The 19545-nt window shown below is 32.3% G+C and carries 14 protein-coding genes; 9 read left to right on the forward strand and 5 right to left on the reverse strand.

What is annotated here, in order from left to right; genetic code table 11:
- Nucleotides 1-9: 9 nt before the first annotated feature.
- Nucleotides 10-912, reverse strand: a complete 903-nt coding sequence (locus tag FJV36_RS06995; RefSeq protein WP_158728025.1) for an IS1595 family transposase — start codon at nt 910-912, stop codon at nt 10-12.
- A gap of 95 nt (nt 913-1007) precedes the next feature.
- Between FJV36_RS06995 and FJV36_RS07000 the strand changes: the two genes are divergently transcribed.
- A complete protein-coding gene (locus FJV36_RS07000) occupies nt 1008-3755 on the forward strand; it encodes a putative LPS assembly protein LptD (protein WP_158730510.1) in 2748 nt (915 codons plus the stop codon).
- Between the two features lie 31 nt (nt 3756-3786).
- Nucleotides 3787-4167: a RidA family protein gene (locus FJV36_RS07005; RefSeq protein ID WP_158730512.1), complete on the forward strand. Its 381-nt coding sequence runs from the start codon at nt 3787-3789 to the stop codon at nt 4165-4167.
- Nucleotides 4168-4276: 109 nt separating this feature from the next.
- On the opposite strand, the gene FJV36_RS07010 is transcribed toward FJV36_RS07005, so the two are convergent.
- The 4 genes from FJV36_RS07010 to FJV36_RS07025 all read right to left on the reverse strand — a co-directional run bounded on the left by FJV36_RS07010 (nt 4277) and on the right by FJV36_RS07025 (nt 12035).
- Nucleotides 4277-5128 carry an N-acetylglucosamine kinase gene (locus FJV36_RS07010; protein ID WP_158730514.1) on the reverse strand — a complete coding sequence of 284 codons (852 nt, stop codon included), beginning with the start codon at nt 5126-5128 and terminating at the stop codon, nt 4277-4279.
- Between the two features lie 129 nt (nt 5129-5257).
- A complete protein-coding gene (gene gap, locus FJV36_RS07015) occupies nt 5258-6262 on the reverse strand; it encodes a type I glyceraldehyde-3-phosphate dehydrogenase (protein ID WP_158730516.1) in 1005 nt (334 codons plus the stop codon).
- A gap of 73 nt (nt 6263-6335) precedes the next feature.
- Complete coding sequence (pfkA, locus tag FJV36_RS07020; protein ID WP_086454612.1) at nt 6336-7322, reverse strand: 6-phosphofructokinase; 987 nt, start codon at nt 7320-7322, stop codon at nt 6336-6338.
- A 306-nt stretch (nt 7323-7628) separates the two neighbouring features.
- The gene (locus tag FJV36_RS07025; RefSeq protein WP_158730543.1) at nt 7629-12035 is read right to left on the reverse strand and encodes a translocation/assembly module TamB domain-containing protein; all 4407 of its coding nucleotides are present in this window, start codon (nt 12033-12035) and stop codon (nt 7629-7631) included.
- Between the two features lie 222 nt (nt 12036-12257).
- Here FJV36_RS07025 and tsaD point away from each other — a divergent pair, with 222 nt between their 5' ends.
- The 7 genes from tsaD to FJV36_RS07060 all read left to right on the forward strand — a co-directional run bounded on the left by tsaD (nt 12258) and on the right by FJV36_RS07060 (nt 19544).
- Entirely contained in the window at nt 12258-13280 is a 1023-nt protein-coding gene (gene tsaD / locus FJV36_RS07030; protein ID WP_158730544.1) for a tRNA (adenosine(37)-N6)-threonylcarbamoyltransferase complex transferase subunit TsaD, read from the forward strand.
- Nucleotides 13281-13286: 6 nt separating this feature from the next.
- Entirely contained in the window at nt 13287-13994 is a 708-nt protein-coding gene (locus FJV36_RS07035) for a 16S rRNA (uracil(1498)-N(3))-methyltransferase (RefSeq protein ID WP_158730518.1), read from the forward strand.
- Nucleotides 13995-14004: 10 nt separating this feature from the next.
- Nucleotides 14005-14643, forward strand: coding sequence for a DUF4159 domain-containing protein (locus FJV36_RS07040; RefSeq protein ID WP_158730519.1), 639 nt, complete (start codon nt 14005-14007; stop codon nt 14641-14643).
- Between the two features lie 465 nt (nt 14644-15108).
- Nucleotides 15109-16059, forward strand: a complete 951-nt coding sequence (locus FJV36_RS07045) for a zinc metalloprotease (RefSeq protein ID WP_158730521.1) — start codon at nt 15109-15111, stop codon at nt 16057-16059.
- 186 nt (nt 16060-16245) lie between these two features.
- On the forward strand, nt 16246-17196 hold the full coding sequence (locus FJV36_RS07050; RefSeq protein WP_158730522.1) for a zinc metalloprotease: 951 nt from the start codon (nt 16246-16248) through the stop codon (nt 17194-17196).
- Nucleotides 17197-17271: 75 nt separating this feature from the next.
- Nucleotides 17272-18363 carry an AI-2E family transporter gene (locus tag FJV36_RS07055; protein WP_158730523.1) on the forward strand — a complete coding sequence of 364 codons (1092 nt, stop codon included), beginning with the start codon at nt 17272-17274 and terminating at the stop codon, nt 18361-18363.
- 2 nt (nt 18364-18365) lie between these two features.
- Nucleotides 18366-19544: a class I SAM-dependent methyltransferase gene (locus tag FJV36_RS07060; protein ID WP_158730524.1), complete on the forward strand. Its 1179-nt coding sequence runs from the start codon at nt 18366-18368 to the stop codon at nt 19542-19544.
- Nucleotide 19545: the final 1 nt, after the last annotated feature.

The raw sequence follows: 19545 nt of genomic DNA on the forward strand, positions 1-19545 counted from the left end.
TCGAGTTACTTACTTAATGACTACGATTTGCTTCCAACCCTGATGCGGATGTGAGACTAATCGTTTGAATATATTATCAAAAATAGAATCTTTGTAAATTGACCTGTTCAGTCGATAAAAATATTCATCTAAATATTTTTGGAGATGTTCCTTTTTGACGTGTGATTGAATCGTTCTTATTGCAGTTTTTACCTGATGAATAATAGTGTGCATTTCTTTGAAGTTTTTCCCAGGAACGCTTTTTTCTTGGACGATGTTATAGCTCTTTGCTATTATTTTGTAAGCTGTCCATTGGTCTGTTTTAATATTCGCATCTTTACTTATATGCTCGTCAAATAATGGTTTTATTGACTTTGCAGAATAATCATCAATAACATTTGCATAACCTCTTTTTATCTTTCCTTCATCTGTCAGCTCAACAGCACAAGCAACTTTTGCCTTTTTGCTATCGTAACTTCTACCTTGTTTTCCTGTTTCTTTTCCGCCAACTACAAATTCATCAACTTGTACATTTCCTGTCATTGGATACTGTTTTGAGGACTTCATCGCAAGTCTTACTTTTTGCATAAACAACCAAGAAGTCTTTTGAGTTATTCCATAGCGTTTTGCCGCTTGAGTTGAGGATATTGATTTGGTTGTACAAGTCATTTCAAAGGCAATACAAAATGCTTTTTGAATTCCAAATTTAACTCTATGAAAAAGAGTTCCTGCCGTTGCACTCTCTTTATATCTACATTTGGTACACTCTCTTTTATTGTGTTTTTCAAAATAAACATACTTCGTATTCTCGCAACGTTTACATCTATAGCCGTCTTTCCACTTCTCATTGGCTATAAATTCACGGCAACTTTGGTCGTCTGGGAATGTCTTTATGAACTCTAAAATATTCTCCCCCTGAAATATACTTTCCATATCCTTGTATTTACTATAAATATAAGTGTTTTTTAAGTAAGTAACTCTATAAAATTATTAATTTGACTATTTTTGACCAAAAATAATCTGTAAGTTTGACTCCTCAAAAAATAGGCCATCATTTTACAAAAATAGCATTTAAACCTTTGAATACAAACTTATTTAATATCGTTTTAATATCTATTCTCTTATCAATAGGTTCAGGTACAGCATACGCCCAAGATATCAATAAAAAAAAGCCGAATATAAAAGCTCAAAATAAAATTGAATCCAAACCAAAAATATCATCTACAAATAAAACGGATGCTACTCTTGATGTAAAAAAAGCAGACACTATTAAGATTGACACTTTAAAAAACAAAAAAGTATTTTTGAACGGCAAAGTACGTTATAAAGCCAGTAAGTATGTCAAAATTGATCAAAAGAGAAAATTAATCACATTAAACGATCAAGCAGAATTATATTATGAAGATGTCGAACTTAAATCTGGCATAATAGTACTTGATTATGAAAAAAATGAAGTCTATGCTGGACGATTAAAAGACTCTGCAGGTGCTTACATTCAGTATCCAAATTTCAAGCAAGGTACAAATGTGGTAGAACCGGATTCTATTCGGTTTAATTTCAAAACAAAAAAAGCGTTAATTTGGAATTCAAGATCAGATCAAGGGGAGTTCAAAATAAAAGCTGCTGTAACTAAAAAAGAAAATGATTCGGTTTATTTTTTAAAAGGAGCCCGTTTCACCACTTCAAAAGATGTAGATAATCCTGAATATTATTTCCAAACTAATAAAGTAAAATTTATTCCTGGAAAAAAAGTAGTTACTGGATTAACTAATATGGTTATTGCAAATGTACCTACCCCTATAGCACTTCCATTTGCTTTTTTCCCTATGAGCAAGGAAACCAGCATTTCGGGTTTAATATTACCTAGTTATAATGACTCCAACAACCGTGGTTTTTCTTTGCAAAACTTAGGTTACTATTTTGCCTTGAGCGATAATTATGATTTAACCGTATTAGGAGATTATTATACCAATGGTAGCTATGGAATGCGTTTTGAGTCAAGCTATGCCAAAAGATACAATTATCGTGGTAACATTAATGTGCGTTTTGAAAATTTAATTAATAGCGAAAGAGGCTATCCTGACTATTCCAAACAAAACATTTACAACATCCAATGGTCCCACTCGAAGGATACAAAATCCAGTCCAAATTCTACTTTTTCAGCTTCTGTGAATTTAGGAAGCAGCAAGTATTTCCAGCAGTCCATTAATCAAGTAAATATCGGCTCAAACCTAAACAACACACTTAGCTCTTCCATATCATATTCTAAAACATTCACTTCAGTTCCACAAGTGAGAATGTCATTGACGGCTACCCATTCTCAAAACACACAAACCGAAGAAATCAACATGACCTTACCTACACTACAATTAAGTGTAGATAGAATGTATCCTTTTGTGGGTAAAGACGGCGTGAGAAAAGGTTTTTTTAAGAACATCAATTTACAATACAACCTAAACGGTAGAAACAATATCGTTACTAATGACTCTTTGTTTTTTAAACCTGAGATGTTTCGTGATGCCAAAGTAGGTTTTCAACACAGCATCCCGTTGAGTACCAATTTTAAAATATTCAAATATTTTAGCGCCACAACATCATTGAATTATGAAGAAATTTGGTATACCAAAACCATTAACAAAAGCTTTGACATAGAACAAAACCGAGTAATTGATAGAACAGTTAATGGTTTTGACGCTTTTAGAACCTATTCTTTTTCATCAAGTGTAGGAACAACAATATATGGAACTTTTAATTTTGGCGAAAACAAAAAAATAAAAGCAATACGTCATGTAATGAGACCCTCCATTTCTTATGGGTACACGCCAAGTTTTGAAAAATATTACGATACTTATGCTGCCGATGGCTCTGGAACAATGCGTCAATATACCCGATTTGAAAACGGAATTTATGGTGCACCAGGATTAACCAATTCGAACATTTTAGGTTTTGATTTAAGTAATACGCTGGAAGCAAAGGTAACAGATAGAGACAGCACTAAAGTAGAATCCAAAAAAATAATGCTTCTTAACAACCTCAACTTTTCTACATCATACAACATGAATGCCGATGGTAAAACTACGTTAGCATTTGCACCAGTGCGAGTAAGTGGGGGTACAAATTTACTAGATAACAAAATGAATGTCAATTTTGGAGCCACTCTTGACCCTTACGCTATTGATAATTCAGGTAACCGCATAAATGTGTTTAACATTAATAACGGTGGAAGTCTTTTTAGAATGACTAGCTCAAACATGACTTTAAATTACGCCATTTCAAGCAAAGGAAAAGATAAAAATGAGAAAGATAAAAATTCATTAAGCAAACGAAATGGTGGTCGAGAAGACGATTTATTTGGAACCAATGTTGATCTTGGCGATAGCCGTCGAAGTTTATTTGATAAGGATGAAGAAAGTGAAGAAGAAAATAAAGACTCTGAGTTTTTTCATTCCAAATTACCTTGGGACATGACATTTGCTTATTCCCTAACTTATGGAAACAATAATCGAGAAAATAAAATCATTGGAAACTCAATTATGATATCTGCCAATGCTGACATAACACCAAAATGGAAAGCTGGTGTATCAACAGGATATGACTTTGTTCAAAAAGGAGTTACGTTTACTCAATTGCGTTTTGAACGTGATTTGTTAAGCTGGCGAATGGATTTTAACTGGTCCCCTTTTGGAACAAATGCAAACTGGGGTTTCTTTATCGGGATAAAATCTGGCGTATTAAGTGATATCAAATGGGATAAGCGAAGTACCATAAACAGGTAACTTTTTAAAACTAATTCAAATTAAATGCTACATGAAAAAAATAATTTTTACTGAAAAAGCTCCTGCTCCAATAGGTCCTTATAGTCAAGCGGTACTAAAAGGAGATACACTTTACACTTCTGGTCAAATTGCATTAGATCCGTCAACTGGAGCACTAATAACATCCTCTATTGAGGCCGAAACGGAGCAAGTAATGCAAAACATGAAAGCTGTTCTTGAAGCAGCAAATATGACATTTGAAAATGTTGTTAAAACAACTATCTTCATCATGGACATGAATGATTTTGCTCCAATAAATACAGTCTATGGTTCCTATTTTGACGAAAAAACAGCTCCTGCTCGCGAAACGGTTCAAGTAGCTTGTTTGCCAAAAAATGTTAATGTAGAAATTTCAATGATTGCTATTTTGTAAAATAAATCTATAGTGTTTAAAACGACAAATTGGCCATAAAAAAAGTCCTTACTAATTCTTAAAAAAGCATCGCTTGATTAAAATTAGTAAGGACTTTTATAATTTAATTCTATTTATTTAAATTATGGTAAGCTATCAAACCATCAATAGGTCTTCTTAAAACATTCCCCAATTGTAGTTCATATTTATCAAAAGTTTCCTGTAATTCCTCTTTTAAGTAAAAAGCAATTGAACCTACAAAATGAACTTTTACTTCTTTACAGTTGTCAAATTGTTTGATATAATTTTTAACAAAGGACTTCATTCCCTTGAAGATTATTTTCCTGCAAAACTCTGTTTCTTTATGTTGAATTAAAAACTTAGCAAAGGTAGCCAGATAAGCGTTCGGATTAGGTTCTTTATACAACTTGCTTTTAATAGCATCTGGATCCAAGTCATACTCTTTTTCAAATTCAACAGCCAAATTTTTTGGCATTTTATTAAAGTAATACTTTCTAATTAATTCTTTCCCAAAAACATTTCCACTGCAATCATCCATAGCAATATAACCCAGAGATTGCACTTTTTGATGCAATTCCTTACCATCAAAGTAACTGCAATTTGAACCTGTTCCCAGTATAGAAACTATTGCTTTTTCCCCCTTAGGAGTTGTAGCATATACAGCTGCATATGTATCTTCTCTAACATCAATGATTGCATTACTGAAATAGTTTTGAAAAACTTGAGAAAGTGCTACTTTCATCCTTTCAGTACCACAACCAGCACCATAAAAGAATAAATGAGTAGCATTTTGCTTATTGTGTAAAATATCAAAACGATCGTTCAATCTTTCAATAATTTTATCCGTTTCCAGCACTTCGGGGTTTAACCCAAGTGTTTGTGTTGTAAATAAAATTTTACCATCGTCATCTATCGCAATCCAATCGGCTTTTGTAGATCCGCTATCAACTATTAGTTTCATTTTTTTTTTAGTTTATTGGTGTGTGTTGCCGGTTATTACAAAGTTATAACTATCTAATCTGTATCCCTAAGCAACAAAAAATAAAATCCCGTTACAGCATGATAACGGGATTTGTAAATATATAAAGAATTATTTTAACCCTGCTATGTGCACAGATAAATCAATTAATTTACTTGAATAACCATACTCATTGTCATACCAAGAAACTAATTTGAAAAAAGTAGAATTCAATCCAATTCCTGCAGTGGCATCTACGATTGAAGTTCTTTTATCAGAGATGAAATCTTGTGATACTACTGCATCTTCTGTATAGCCTAATATTCCTTTCATTGTTGTCTCAGAAGCATTTTTTAAAACTGCCATTATCTCTTCGTATGAAGTTTCTTTAGCCACTTTGACCGTTAAATCTACCGCAGATACATCAACGGTAGGAACACGAAAAGCCATACCAGTTAATTTTCCATTCAATTCAGGAATAACCTTACCTACTGCTTTTGCGGCCCCTGTAGAAGACGGAATAATATTAACGCTTGCAGCACGTCCGCCTCTCCAGTCTTTTCTTGATGGACCATCTGCTGTCATTTGAGTTGAAGTGGTCGCATGAACAGTAGTCATTAACGCCTCTACAATTCCAAAATTATCATGAATAACTTTAGCTAATGGAGCTAGGCAATTGGTAGTACAAGACGCATTAGAAACCACTAAATCAGTTGCTTTTGCAGTTTCATGATTTACTCCCATTACAAACATTGGTGCATCTGCAGATGGAGCAGAAATAATAACTTTTTTTGCACCACCTTTAATATGCTCACTAGCTGTTTCAATTGTTGTAAAGATACCTGTACATTCAGCAACTACATCAACATCTACTTCATTCCATTTTAAATCAGCTGGATTTCTTTCGGCAGTGATACGGATGTTTCTTCCATTTACATATAATTTTCCTTCTTTGACTTCAACAGTACCGTCAAAACGACCGTGAACTGAATCATATTTTAACAAATAAGCTAGGTGATCTACATCTAATAAATCGTTTATTGCTACTACCTCTACATTATCTCTATTAAAAGTTTCTCTAAAAACGATTCTTCCAATTCTACCAAATCCGTTGATTCCTAATTTTACTTTTGACATTTTAATTTAATTTTTTTTGTTTATTTTTCTTTTCTACCTAAAGTCTAATTTCCTCACAATAAACTTTAATTAACTATGTCGACATGATGTCTGATACTCTTAATAATTCTCTATCAATCATGGATTCTCCTTTAATAGCTTGTTCCAAAGGTGTCAATGTTACTTGATCATTTTGTAACCCAACCATATAGCTTGATTTACCTTCAAGTAACGATTCAACTGCTTTAACACCTAACCTACTTGCTAGAACTCTATCAAAACAAGAAGGAGATCCTCCACGCTGCATATGCCCCAAAACCGAAACCCTAACATCATATTCTGGTAAATTAGCCTCTACGTAATCCTTAAGCTCAAATACATTTTTACCAATTTTATCTCCTTCGGCAATGACTACTATACTTGATGATTTTCCAGAAGCCTTACTTTTTTGTAAAGATTCAAGCAATCTATCTAAGCCTAAATCTTCTTCAGGAATCAATATCTCTTCTGCTCCAGCGCCTATACCAGCATTCAAGGCAATATGTCCCGCATCTCTACCCATCACCTCAACAAAAAATAAGCGGTTGTGTGAACTTGCTGTATCTCGTATTTTATCAATAACGTCAACAACTGTATTAAGTGCAGTATCATAACCTAAAGTATGGCTGGTACCAAATATGTCGTTATCTATAGTTCCTGGAATTCCCATTACAGGAAAATTAAATTCTGAATTAAATAGTAATCCACCCGTAAAAGTTCCGTCACCTCCTATTACAACCAGAGCATCTATACCTGCTTTGGTCAAATTTTCATGTGCCTTTTTTCTACCTTCTGGAGTTTTAAATTCTAAAGAACGTGCAGATTTTAATATGGTTCCTCCTTTATTTACAATATTGTTTACACTACGAGGTCCCATATCTTTAAAGTCGCCTTCAATCATACCTTGGTACCCTCTATAAATCCCGATACATTCTATGTTATGGTAAGCGCAAGTTCTAACTACAGATCGAATTGCTGCATTCATTCCTGGAGAGTCTCCACCAGAGGTAAGAACACCTACTTTTTTTATTGTTTTTGGCATTTTTATAATATTAAAGTGTAAAACTAACAAACATTAACCACTTATGAGACAGTGTTTTTTAATAATTAAAAGGCTGACTTAAATTCAAACGTTTTCGTTGATAAGTTTTTTTTAAGCACGATTAAATTACGCTATTAATTACTAAAAGTTAAAATTTATTCACTTTTAGTAAAATATTAACGTTTTAATGCTAAATAAAATAAAGGATTTTGTTTTGGAAATTTCAAAGAAAATCCAAATAATTTAGACTTGCTAATAAATAACAAGCCGTTGTAGAAAAGAATAATTTACAAGCAATATTCTTGTTTAATACTCTTCTGGCAGAAGTCCTTCTTGATTTTTCTTAATAGGTTCTGGAGTTTTTTTCTTGGATTTAGAAAAATCAATATAATCTGGAGCCATTTCAGAATCTTGGTCCTCAGATAACGATGTTCGCACTTTTTCTATTTTAAGATTTTTAAAGATTTTATTTACCAACTCTTTAAAAGTGTCAAAATCTACTTCATAAGACACCCCTAAACCTTGAGTATAACCTATACCTTGTCCTACGTAATTGATGTCGTTTTCTTTATTAAAAAGCCTTAAATTAAGAGTACCATCTTCGTTAACACGATACAGCACTTCCACATCACCTACAATTGCAGACTCATTAATTCCGCCAACCGGAACCCCTAACTTGCCATTTATTGTAATACGTTCGTTTATTTTAGATGTAATAGTAGCAACAAATCTTCCATCAGTTTCTTTTCCTAATCGCCTATCAGCTCCAATAAAATTAAGCCCTACTTTAAATTTCTCATCATCTGAGCGAATAATTCCACCCAAAATACTCGAAGCTGTTTCAAACAAACTCCCTGAAAAATCAGATTGATTTACACCTTCTGGGCTTAAAAAACCACCCGATGACAATAAGTACAAAGCTTGTGTTTGCCTTACATCCTTATCATTTAATTTATACTGAATCTCCGATTTTAAAACATTACTCACCGTAGGGAATTCAATATCAAAATCAGGTTCTGGACTTGTTAAATCTCCTCGTACACCTATAACAACTTCTACTGGAACTTTAGAATTAAATGAAGCATTATCTAATAAAACTGCTGGATTTGCGGTTGTTCTGTAAATTGCTTCAAGATTCAGTTGTGCTTTCATAGGATTACCTTCCCATGTTATTGATCCTCCTTTTTTTACAGCAAACTTTTTATCAATAAATCCTCCATATTTAAAATTATAAGTTCCTGCATATGCCTGGAAATCTCCCCACATATTAAATTTACCAAGGGTATTTATTTTAAATAGCAAAGACCCAAAACCTTTACCTTTCATACCATGACCTGTATTTCGATCCAAAATAACTTCAACCTCAGCATCTGGAGTAATGTCAAAATCAAATTCAAGTTCTAAACCGTTGTAATTACGTATGTTTTCAACAATCCCGTTCTTAATGTTGTATTTTTCTTTTTCTGTAACAAAATGAATAAAAACATTATCACTTACGCTTTCGGCATTATTAATTGGAATTTTAATAGCTGTACCTTTTTCTGATTTGGCATCAACTTTTATAAATAAACTATTGGTAGGACCCTTAATTGTTGCGATACCATCAATAAAAGCCGTTCCGTAATAAGCTGCATCTTCACTATCTTTTGTATCTAATGCTACTAATCTTTTTGAATTTATGGCTAAATCTAATTTCCAATCCGAGAAATTATTGTGTCCGACATACCCGTTTAAATATCCTATGGTGCCATATTTAGTATCTGTTAAGATATTATTCCTAAATAAAAACTTCTCATTTGTCAAATCTATTATAGTATTGTCACTCAAACCATAGTCCACGTTTAGGTATGGAATTGTCAAACCTGCTTTGTCCAAAAATAATCTACCGTTAATGGTCGGATTTTGTAAGTTGCCCTCAATGGTCGCATTACCTCCTACAAAACCTCTTATTTTGGATAAAACATCACCCCCAAGGGAATTAAGCGTTCCAATATTAAACTTATCAAACTTTAATTTCAGGTCTAAGATTGTTTCTTTATTGATAATTTCAAAATTCCCATTGGCATTAAATGATTCTAAGTTATCGTTTTCTAAGTTTGAGTTTATCGTAAATTTTTTGAAAGTTTCGTCACCTTCAATATCAAATTTCAAAACACCCAAATCTGTTTTGTTTACATTTAATTTATCAATAACTATTTCGGCCGTTGGTTGGTAAATATTTCTATTTTGCTTAAAATCTATCTCTCCATTAATATTTCCTTGTACAACCAGTTTGTTGTTTGTGGGGGTAATTTGGTTTAAGTTAACATCTTTAAAACTTAATTTCAGATCCTTAAAATCACTTCCTTTTAGATTCCCATCCAACGCTATAGATTGATTTTCATGAGAAAGCACCAGCCTGTCTATGTCAAAATTCTCGAGAGATTTGTCAAAAACGATTTGATTATCCGGAGTTTCATTTTCATTTAAAAACCACAAATAATCTTTAAACTTCACTTCTGATTTACTGACTCCTACAACATTATTATTGTCCTTGTTGATAGTATGATACAAGTTGAGATTATAATAATCCTCGGCTTTTGGACCTCCTTTAAACTCGGATCTAAAAAACAAAGTATCTTTATGTGTCACATTAATAAGACTAAAATCTCTTATTTTATAATACTTGCTTTTTATACTATCAAGTTCTACATATGCATTATAAAGCGGATTTTTATTATCAACAGCTACTTTTATATTATCAAAAGTGATGTTTGAAGCGGTTATTTGCGGGGAATTGAAATCCAGTTTAAATTCATGATCATCTGAACTGATATTCCCCTTAACAATTGTATTCGCTCCTATGGCAATATCTGGATAAAAAATCTCAATTATTTTATTGTAGATAGAAAAACTAAAATTCAAGAACTGCCCTTTTTTAACTTTTAAGGGTTTAAAATTAGTGTATAAACTTCCTAAAGAATTCTTTACCAAATTTTGCAATTGATTGAATTCATACCTTCCTACAATCTCACCTTGAACAATATCCGGAGAATTTACCGTTATGGTTCTTACTCTATTTGTATCAAAGATTGAGTTTATAGTAAAATCATTAAAGAAATAAGTGTCCTTAGCGTTTTTATAAGATGTTTTATTGATAAAAACGGTTCCTTCAAAATTTTCTATTGAATTCCCAGATGCCTGCACCTCTACGTCTCCTTTAAAAATAGATACAGGATCATTCATCAACTTCAATTTTTTCAAATCGGCATTGAGAACATTAATTTGAAAATCATATTTACTATCTTTTTTACTTAAATCTAAAGCGCCATCAAAAGTCATTTTCAAATTAGGATCATCAATCTGGATATCTCCAATGTAATTAGGACTGGCTAGATTACCATGTAATGTAATGTTTGTATAATTATAACCTTTGAACTCAATTTGACTTACTTGACCATTCACTGCTGTGTTCAAATATTTTTGATTAAATCCTTGACCATCTACATCAATATCAAGAGAAACTTTTCCTAAATCTTTTTGATCAATCATGGTACCTAGATCAAAATCATCTAAGATTACAGTACCAATGTAAGAGGCTCTGTCAATTTCATCGATATTATTAATGTATAAATTTGAATTTACTTTTCCTAATGCTGTTATCATAGAAAAATCAGCTTCAACGGTTGTAGTAGTAACAGCCGCTGTGCCTTCAGTGGTAAAACGTCCTAATTTTTGTAAAGAAGAAGGCAGTTTATTACCTAAGATATTGGGTAAAATAACAATTAAATCATCATAAGTGGATGTTAATTTTTCAAATTTAGAAAACATCGAAAATTGTTGTCCTTTTTTAGCAAATAAATTTTTAAAACTAACAGCTCCTATTAACTGCGTTTTACGCTGATCTACCAGGTTTAACTTAGAAAACTGTAAGTTATTCAGTGTTCCCTTGATCTTTGATTTTAAAGTAAAGCGCTGGTTCCTACCTAATTCTTTGTAAAAATATCGAATATCATTTGATGCAATTGAGGCTGCATCTAACTGAATATCAAAAACTACTTTGTCATTAAAATTAGAAAAATCTTCAATTTTATATTTAAGAATAACTTCTCCTTTGAGCGAAGATTCCTTGGTTTGCAAATCAAGTTCTTTAAGTTTGATATTTTTTTTGGAATATGAAAATTTCGATTTCAAATTTTTAACATACAATCCTCTAAAATCTAGAAAGGACATCTTATTAATACTGGTAGAAACTTCTGGTCCAAAAATTAAAAAATCAGTAACCGATGCATTCAATTTAGTAAAATCTACATCTTTTGGGATCTCTCTGTTTTCATCAGTTAATATAAATCTTCCGTCATAAATTTGCAAGGCATTGGCTTTCATTAAAAATTTTTGAGTGGAAGGTTTTCCAGTCTCAAATGAATTAATAAATTTATCTATGTTAGTCTCTTTTTCTCCCTTATATGTTTTTAGGTTAAAAAGTAGCCCATATACGTCAAGATTATCAAAAATAAGATCTCCATTTAGCATTTTTTTACCTTCAAGAATAGTAGTAGCAATGCGCTCTGAATAAATCAAAGTATCCTTTCGGTGATCTCTAATTAAAACATTTTTAAACTTAACGCCTCCAAAAACTGAAATTGAAACACCTTCAACATTTATATTAGTACCATAATCTTTATTCACAGTATCTGTAAAATAACGTGCTATACGCGTTTGCACGGCTGGCATAGTTAGTACAATACCCGCAACAAGTAGCAGAACTAGAAGCCCAATCAAAACCCGAAAAACTATTTTAATTACTTTTTTGATACTTAATTATGTTAATTCATTTAAAATTCAATTTTGCTTTTACAAACACAACCTCCTTTGCTAAAAATTCTCTAATTTTGAAAATTACAAATGCTATCCGTACCACACGTACAAATTGTAACTCAAAATTTATACCCATTTATGCAAAATCCTGAGGTTTTTATACTTGCAATAGAAAGTTCCTGCGATGATACCGCCGCTGCAGTTTTAAAAAACGACAAAGTACTATCAAATGTTGTAGCAAACCAACTTATTCACAATCAATACGGAGGTGTTGTTCCTGAACTAGCCTCTAGAGCTCATCAACAAAACATTGTTCCAGTAATTGATGCTGCACTTAAAAAGGCAAATATACAAAAAGAACAGCTATCTGCAATTGCATTTACACAAGGTCCCGGACTTATGGGATCCTTACTGGTAGGAAGCTCTTTTGCAAAATCATTGGCTCTTGCTCTAAACGTTCCGCTTATAGCTATAAATCACATGCAAGCCCATGTTTTAGCTCATTTTATCGATGAAGAAGGCTTTGAAAAACCAAGCTTTCCCTTTTTAGCGTTGACTATTAGTGGAGGTCATACCCAAATCATAAAGGTTGAAGATTATTTTAACATGACCATAATTGGCGAAACCACAGATGATGCTGTAGGCGAGGCATTTGATAAAAGTGCAAAAATCCTTGGACTGCCCTATCCCGGCGGACCTTTAATAGACAAATATGCTCAAATAGGAAATCCAAAAGCATTTCCATTTACTAAACCTAAGGTAGCTGGACTAGATTTTAGTTTTTCGGGTTTAAAAACCGCAATCCTTTATTTTATTCAAAAGAAAACTGCCGAAAATCCAAATTTTGTAACTGAAAACTTAAACGATATTTGCGCCTCGATACAACATACCATTATTGAAATTTTAATGGATAAAATAAAACTTGCTGTAAAAGAAACAGGTATTAAACAAATTGCAATTGGCGGTGGTGTATCTGCTAACTCAGGAATAAGAGCAACTTTAAAAGAAACTGAAAAAAAATACGGATGGAAAACCTATATCCCAAAATTTGAATACACAACCGATAACGCTGCAATGATAGGAATTGTAGGATATCAAAAATATTTAACACAAACATTTGAAAACTCTAATGTAGTTTCAAAAGCTAGAATACAATTTTAAATCACTATGCAATTATTTTACAACCCCGCAATAAATGAAAATACTCAAAATTTTTCATTTGACAAAGAAGAAAGCAAACACATAATAAAAGTTTTACGCAAGAAAGATGCCGACATTCTTCATGTTACCAATGGAAATGGATTGTTATTCACAACCCAAATAACATTAGCGTCAGACAATAAATGTACTGTTGACATTATTTCGTTCATAGAAATAGCAGCTTCAACTTTCAAACTGCATCTTGCAGTAGCTCCAACCAAAATGAATGATCGTTACGAATGGTTCCTTGAAAAAGCAACCGAAATTGGAGTTCATGAAATCACACCCGTGTTTTGTGATCGATCAGAACGAAAAAACATTAATAAAGAACGTTTTGAAAAAATAGTGTTAACCGCTATGAAACAATCAAACGCCGTTTTTTTACCAAAAATAAACGATGCTATATCTTTCAAAGATTTTATAAAACTTAATCCTTCAGGTGTAAAAATCATAGCACATTGCGAGGAAACCGAAAAAAAATCATTGAAAAGTATTCTACAAAAAAACGTAGACTATACCATTTTGATAGGTCCAGAAGGAGATTTTTCAGAAAAAGAAATACAACTAGCAATCGAAAACGAATACGCTCCTGTGATGCTAGGCGAAACACGATTGAGAACTGAGACTGCTGCCATTGTTGCCTGTCACAGTGTTATTTTCACAAACGAAAACTAAAATCAATTCTATGAAACATTTTTTTTATTTCATAATCCTTTTTAGCTCCAGCTTATTTGCGCAGGAAATTGCATTAGTAAAATACAGTGGCGGTGGAGATTGGTATGCAAATCCAACTTCATTGCCTAATTTAATTAAATTTTGCAACAGCAATATCAATACCCGCATTAAACAAAAACCAGCTACTGTTGAAACGTCAAGCACTGATTTACTGTCGTATCCATATATTCATCTAACTGGGCATGGCAATGTAGTTTTTAATGATACTGAAGTCAGTAATCTTAAAGATTATTTATTAGCAGGTGGTTTTTTGCATATTGATGACAATTATGGCATGGATCAATACATTAAAAAAGAAATAAAGAAAATTTTTCCAAATACAAACTTGGTAGAAATTCCTGCCACACATCCCATTTTTCAAAAACCATTTGCTTTCCCAAATGGATTACCCAAAATTCATGAGCATGACGGCAAAAGACCCCAAGCTTTTGGAATATTTATCGAAAATAAACTCGTTTTATTATACACCTATGAAAGTGACCTGGGTGACGGTTGGGAAGATCCTGAGGTAAACAACGATCCAAAGGAAGTACGCGAGAAAGCACTAAAAATGGGCGCTAATATCATTTATTATATTTTCAATAACTAAACAACCTAAAAGAACACATCTTTAAACCACTCGAACATCCCAACTAAAAAAAATTCAAAACCACCTCTTGAGTAGCGATCTGCATTGAACCACAAAACCCTTTCATTTGATTTACAGCACTATAACTTTTAAATTATTACTGTATAAAACTAATTCACCTCTCAAATCCACTACCTTTACAATATTAGACATTTCTTATTAAATTAGCACAATATCAATCAATATCTTGCATTAATTCTAAATTTATTTTGCCATCATTAACAAATAAGCATGTTTCATGATTTTACAATGTGGTCATATCAGAAAATTCGTGTGTTTAAAAATAACAGATTTTTAGCAGCCCTTATAAAACGAAGGCTTGAGATTTTTATCCCAAAAAAAAATCAAAAAAATTTTTTTTTCAAAAATATTGTTATAAAATTGTTAAATAATTAACCAAAACTATCAATATTTAACAAACCTGCTATGAAAAAAATTATGTTATCAGCTTTAGCATTTATGATGCTATTTTCTTGTCAAAATGACACTACAGAAACATCATCTCCAGAAACTACGGCATCTCTTAAAAGAGGTTGTGCATCACAAGAAGTTCTTGATGCACAAATGAAGGCCGATCCTACTCTTGCATTAAGAATGAACAAAATTGAAGAATTTACTAAAAAAGCCATGACAAACGGAAGATTAGTAAATGGTAAAATTGAAATTCCTGTTGTTGTAAACGTTTTATATAGAACTGCAGCAGAAAATATTTCATTGGCACAAATTCAATCTCAAATTGATGTATTAAACGCCGATTTTAATGCAACTAATTCAGATTTCAGTAGCACACCTGCCCTATTTTCTGGAGTTGCTGCTAATGTTGGCATTAGTTTCGTTTTAGAAACAGTAAACAGAAAATCTACTACAAAAACATCTTGGGGAACTAGAGATGCAATGAAAAAAACAAAACAAGGAGGTCTAGATCCTACTTCACCTACAACGAAACTTAATATGTGGGCTTGTACAATTGGTGGAGGAATATTAGGCTATGCACAATTTCCTGGTGGAGCTTCAGCAACTGATGGTGTAGTAATGGATACTAAATATTTTGGCTTATCTGGTTCAGGTGCTTATCCTTATAACTTAGGCAGAACTGCTACTCATGAGGTAGGTCACTGGATGAACTTACGTCATATTTGGGGTGATGCAACTTGTGGAAGCGACTTAGTTTCTGATACACCTACTCACAATGATGCAAATTATGGTGTTCCTGCATATCCTCATTACAGTACTTGTACAGGTACTCCAGTAGAAATGACAATGAACTACATGGATTACACAGATGATAGAGGAATGTATATGTTCTCTAACGGTCAAAAATCTAGAATGGCTGCAATTTTTGTTGCAGGTGGAGCAAGAGCAAGTTTCGGTATATAACATACTTTATAAATAATTTTAAAGAGACTACTAGCTTAGTCGTCTCTTTATTTTTTTAAAAGGTCAATTGTACCAAAATATCCCATTCTCAACCTACTAAAATTAAATTCGTTTGATATATAATTTGATTCAAACAAAATTTTCAAAAGTAATTAACCAAAACTATTAATATTTAACAAACAAATTATGAAAAAAATTATGTTACCCGTTCTAGCATTTATGATGCTTTTTTCTTGTCAAAATGATACCACAGAAACAAATGCTCCAGAAGCTTCTGCAGCACTTAAAAGGGGTTGTGCTTCACAAGAAGTTCTTGATGCTCAAATGAAAGCGGATCCATCACTTGCATTAAGAATGAACAAAATTGAGGAATTCACCAAAAATGCCATGGCTAATGGAAGATTAGTAAATGGTAAAGTTCAAATTCCTGTTGTAGTAAATGTTCTGTACAGAACTACCGCAGAAAATATATCTCTAGCACAAATACAATCTCAAATTGATATTCTAAACAAAGATTTCAACGCTTTGAATTCTGACTTTAATCAAGTTCCTACTTTATTTGCAGGAGTTAAAGCTAATGTTGGTATTTCTTTCGTTCTTGATGCTGTATATAGAAAATCTACTACAAAAACATCTTGGGGTACTGACAACGCTATGAAAATTGCTTCACAAGGTGGAATTGCTCCAACATCTCCAACTACAAAAATGAACCTATGGGCTTGTACTATTGGTGGTGGAATTTTAGGTTATGCTCAATTTCCTGGTGGATCTTCTTCTACTGATGGTGTTGTAATCGATTCTAAATATTTAGGAAATACGGGTACAGCTGTATACCCTTTCAACTTAGGAAGAACAGCGACACATGAAGTTGGACACTGGATGAACTTACGTCACATTTGGGGTGATGCAAATTGTGGAAGTGATTTAGTCTCTGATACACCTACACACAATGCAGCAAACTCTGGAGTTCCTGCATATCCGCACTACAGCACTTGTACTGGTACTCCAGTAGAAATGACAATGAACTACATGGATTATACTGACGATAGAGGAATGTACATGTTCTCTAACGGTCAAAAATCTAGAATGGCTGCAGTTTTTGTTTCAGGTGGAGCAAGAGCAAGTTTTGGAATATAATTCCAGTCGTTATTAATATAGAAAACTCGCTACTTGTTAGCGAGTTTTTTTATATTTACAAACTAAATGTAAATTATGATTACCTCAAAAATTATTTCAAACGGTATTTTAAGAGCCCTTTTTACTGTAATCTGCTGTGGTTTGATCCTCTTTTTTGTTTACCAAATTCAGTCCATACTAATATATATCATTATTTCCTTGATATTAACCCTGATTGGTAATCCTATTTTAAATTTTTTCAAACATAAACTAAAGTTCAATCATCTAGTTGCAACAATAGTAACTTTACTTTTATTTATCGGAATTTTATCTGGCTTAATTATGATGTTTATTCCTTTGATTCTTTCTCAAGGCGCAAACCTTTCATTATTAAATACTGTCCAAATTGAAAAAGATATTATTATTTTAATAGATCAAATTAGTGTTTTTTTAAACGATCATAATATCGACTCTGCTAAATTACTAAAGGAATCAAATATCACTTCTAAACTTAATTTCACTTTCATTCCTAATTTTCTTAATTCAATTTTAAATACCATCAGTAGTTTTGGAGTAGGATTAGGATCGGTATTATTCATCACTTTTTTCTTTTTAAAAGACCGTTTGATGTTCATCATTGGAGTAAAAAAAATAATTCCTATCAGCCATGAAGAACAAGTGTTAAATTCATTTGATAAAATAAATGGATTACTATCAAGATATTTTATAGGGCTACTATTACAGCTATTTATTGTCTTTTTATTGTACGTAATTGTTCTATTAATTTTTGGTGTTCCTAATGCCGTTGTTATTGCTTTCTTGTGTGCAGTGCTTAATATCATTCCGTATGTTGGCCCTTTAATTGCATCTGTTTTAGCAGCAATATTAACCATGTTAAGCAATTTAGGAAGTAATTTTCAAACTGAAATATTACCAGTAACAATATATGTACTCATAGGTTTTTGGATCGTACAAGTAATAGACAACAATGTATCACAACCGCTAATTTTTTCAAAAAGTGTAAGCTCACATCCCCTTGAAATTTTTCTAGTTATCCTTATTGCCGGATTCCTTTCTGGAATTTTAGGAATGGTCATCGCTGTGCCCATTTACACGATCATCAAAGTCATAGGAAAAGAGTTTTTTCCAGAAAATAAAATAATTATGCTTTTAACAAAAGATATTTAACGTTGAACTCAAAAATATTAGATTCTGATATCCAATTGTTTATAAACAATAATTTGGATAAAAATATAGCACAGCTTGCCTTGCAAAAAAATCCGTTTGATTCAGTAGATTGGATTCAAATTATTAACCAAATCGAGGCTAAGGCTAAAGCCAAGGATAAACTTCCTACTTGGTTCACTACCGCTTTAATGTATTACCCAAGTAAAATTTCTGTAGAACAAACATCTTCAGAAAAAACGGCAGCCTACAAAGCATCGCTAATCCATGGAACATCACTTATTGATCTCACAGGCGGTTTTGGTGTTGATGACTATTATTTCTCAAAAATCTTTAAAGATGTAGCTCATTGTGAAATTAATACCGAATTATCTCAAATAGCAAAACACAATTTCAATCAACTCAATTGTAATTCCATAACCTGCTACTCTGGAGATAGTAATGAAACGCTTAAAAACATAAACAAAAATTGGGACTGGATATACATTGACCCCTCCAGAAGAAATGATGCTAAAGGCAAAGTTTTTATGCTAAAGGATTGTTTGCCAAATGTTCCTGAAAACTTAGATTTTTACTTTCAAAAATCAAATTCAATTTTGATAAAAACAGCACCTTTATTGGATATTACCGCTGGACTTTCAGAACTTAAATGCGTTAAAAACATTCATATCATTGCTTTAGAAAATGAAGTAAAAGAACTTTTATGGGAATTACATAAAGAATACTCAGGAAACACCACCATAAAATCAGTCAACTTAACCAAAAATGAAATCGAAAACTTTGATTTTGTTTGGAACGATAATAGCCAAATTGCAACTTACAGTGAACCTCAAAAATACCTTTACGAAGCAAATAGTGCCATAATGAAATCTGGAGGGTTTGATGCTGTTAGTGCTTATTACAAAGTGAACAAACTGCATAAACATTCCCATTTATACACATCAAATGAACAAATTCCTTTTCCAGGGAGAACGTTTCAAATTCGAAAGTCATTTCCATACTCAAAAAACGAAATGAAAATACAACTCGAAAATAAAAAAGCCAACATAACAATTCGAAACTTTCCAGATACAGTAGAAAAAATCAGAAAAAAATGGAAAATTAAAGATGGTGGGGACACCTATTTTTTTTTTACAATTGATGAAAATAATGACAAAATTGTTTTACTTTGCGACAAAATATAAT

This window comes from Flavobacterium sp. I-STPP5a (assembly GCF_009764685.1).
GTDB lineage: Bacteria > Bacteroidota > Bacteroidia > Flavobacteriales > Flavobacteriaceae > Flavobacterium.

What these genes read in the sequence shown, in the direction of transcription:
- FJV36_RS07055 (WP_158730523.1), top strand. Translation starts at nt 17,272, where the DNA reads ATGATTACCTCAAAAATTATTTCAAACGGTATTTTAAGAGCCCTTTTT.
- FJV36_RS07050 (WP_158730522.1), top strand. Translation starts at nt 16,246, where the DNA reads ATGAAAAAAATTATGTTACCCGTTCTAGCATTTATGATGCTTTTTTCT.
- FJV36_RS06995 (WP_158728025.1), bottom strand. Translation starts at nt 912, where the DNA reads ATGGAAAGTATATTTCAGGGGGAGAATATTTTAGAGTTCATAAAGACA.
- FJV36_RS07010 (WP_158730514.1), bottom strand. Translation starts at nt 5,128, where the DNA reads ATGAAACTAATAGTTGATAGCGGATCTACAAAAGCCGATTGGATTGCG.
- FJV36_RS07035 (WP_158730518.1), top strand. Translation starts at nt 13,287, where the DNA reads ATGCAATTATTTTACAACCCCGCAATAAATGAAAATACTCAAAATTTT.
- FJV36_RS07025 (WP_158730543.1), bottom strand. Translation starts at nt 12,035, where the DNA reads ATGCCAGCCGTGCAAACGCGTATAGCACGTTATTTTACAGATACTGTG.
- FJV36_RS07005 (WP_158730512.1), top strand. Translation starts at nt 3,787, where the DNA reads ATGAAAAAAATAATTTTTACTGAAAAAGCTCCTGCTCCAATAGGTCCT.
- FJV36_RS07045 (WP_158730521.1), top strand. Translation starts at nt 15,109, where the DNA reads ATGAAAAAAATTATGTTATCAGCTTTAGCATTTATGATGCTATTTTCT.
- pfkA (WP_086454612.1), bottom strand. Translation starts at nt 7,322, where the DNA reads ATGCCAAAAACAATAAAAAAAGTAGGTGTTCTTACCTCTGGTGGAGAC.
- FJV36_RS07040 (WP_158730519.1), top strand. Translation starts at nt 14,005, where the DNA reads ATGAAACATTTTTTTTATTTCATAATCCTTTTTAGCTCCAGCTTATTT.
- gap (WP_158730516.1), bottom strand. Translation starts at nt 6,262, where the DNA reads ATGTCAAAAGTAAAATTAGGAATCAACGGATTTGGTAGAATTGGAAGA.
- tsaD (WP_158730544.1), top strand. Translation starts at nt 12,258, where the DNA reads ATGCAAAATCCTGAGGTTTTTATACTTGCAATAGAAAGTTCCTGCGAT.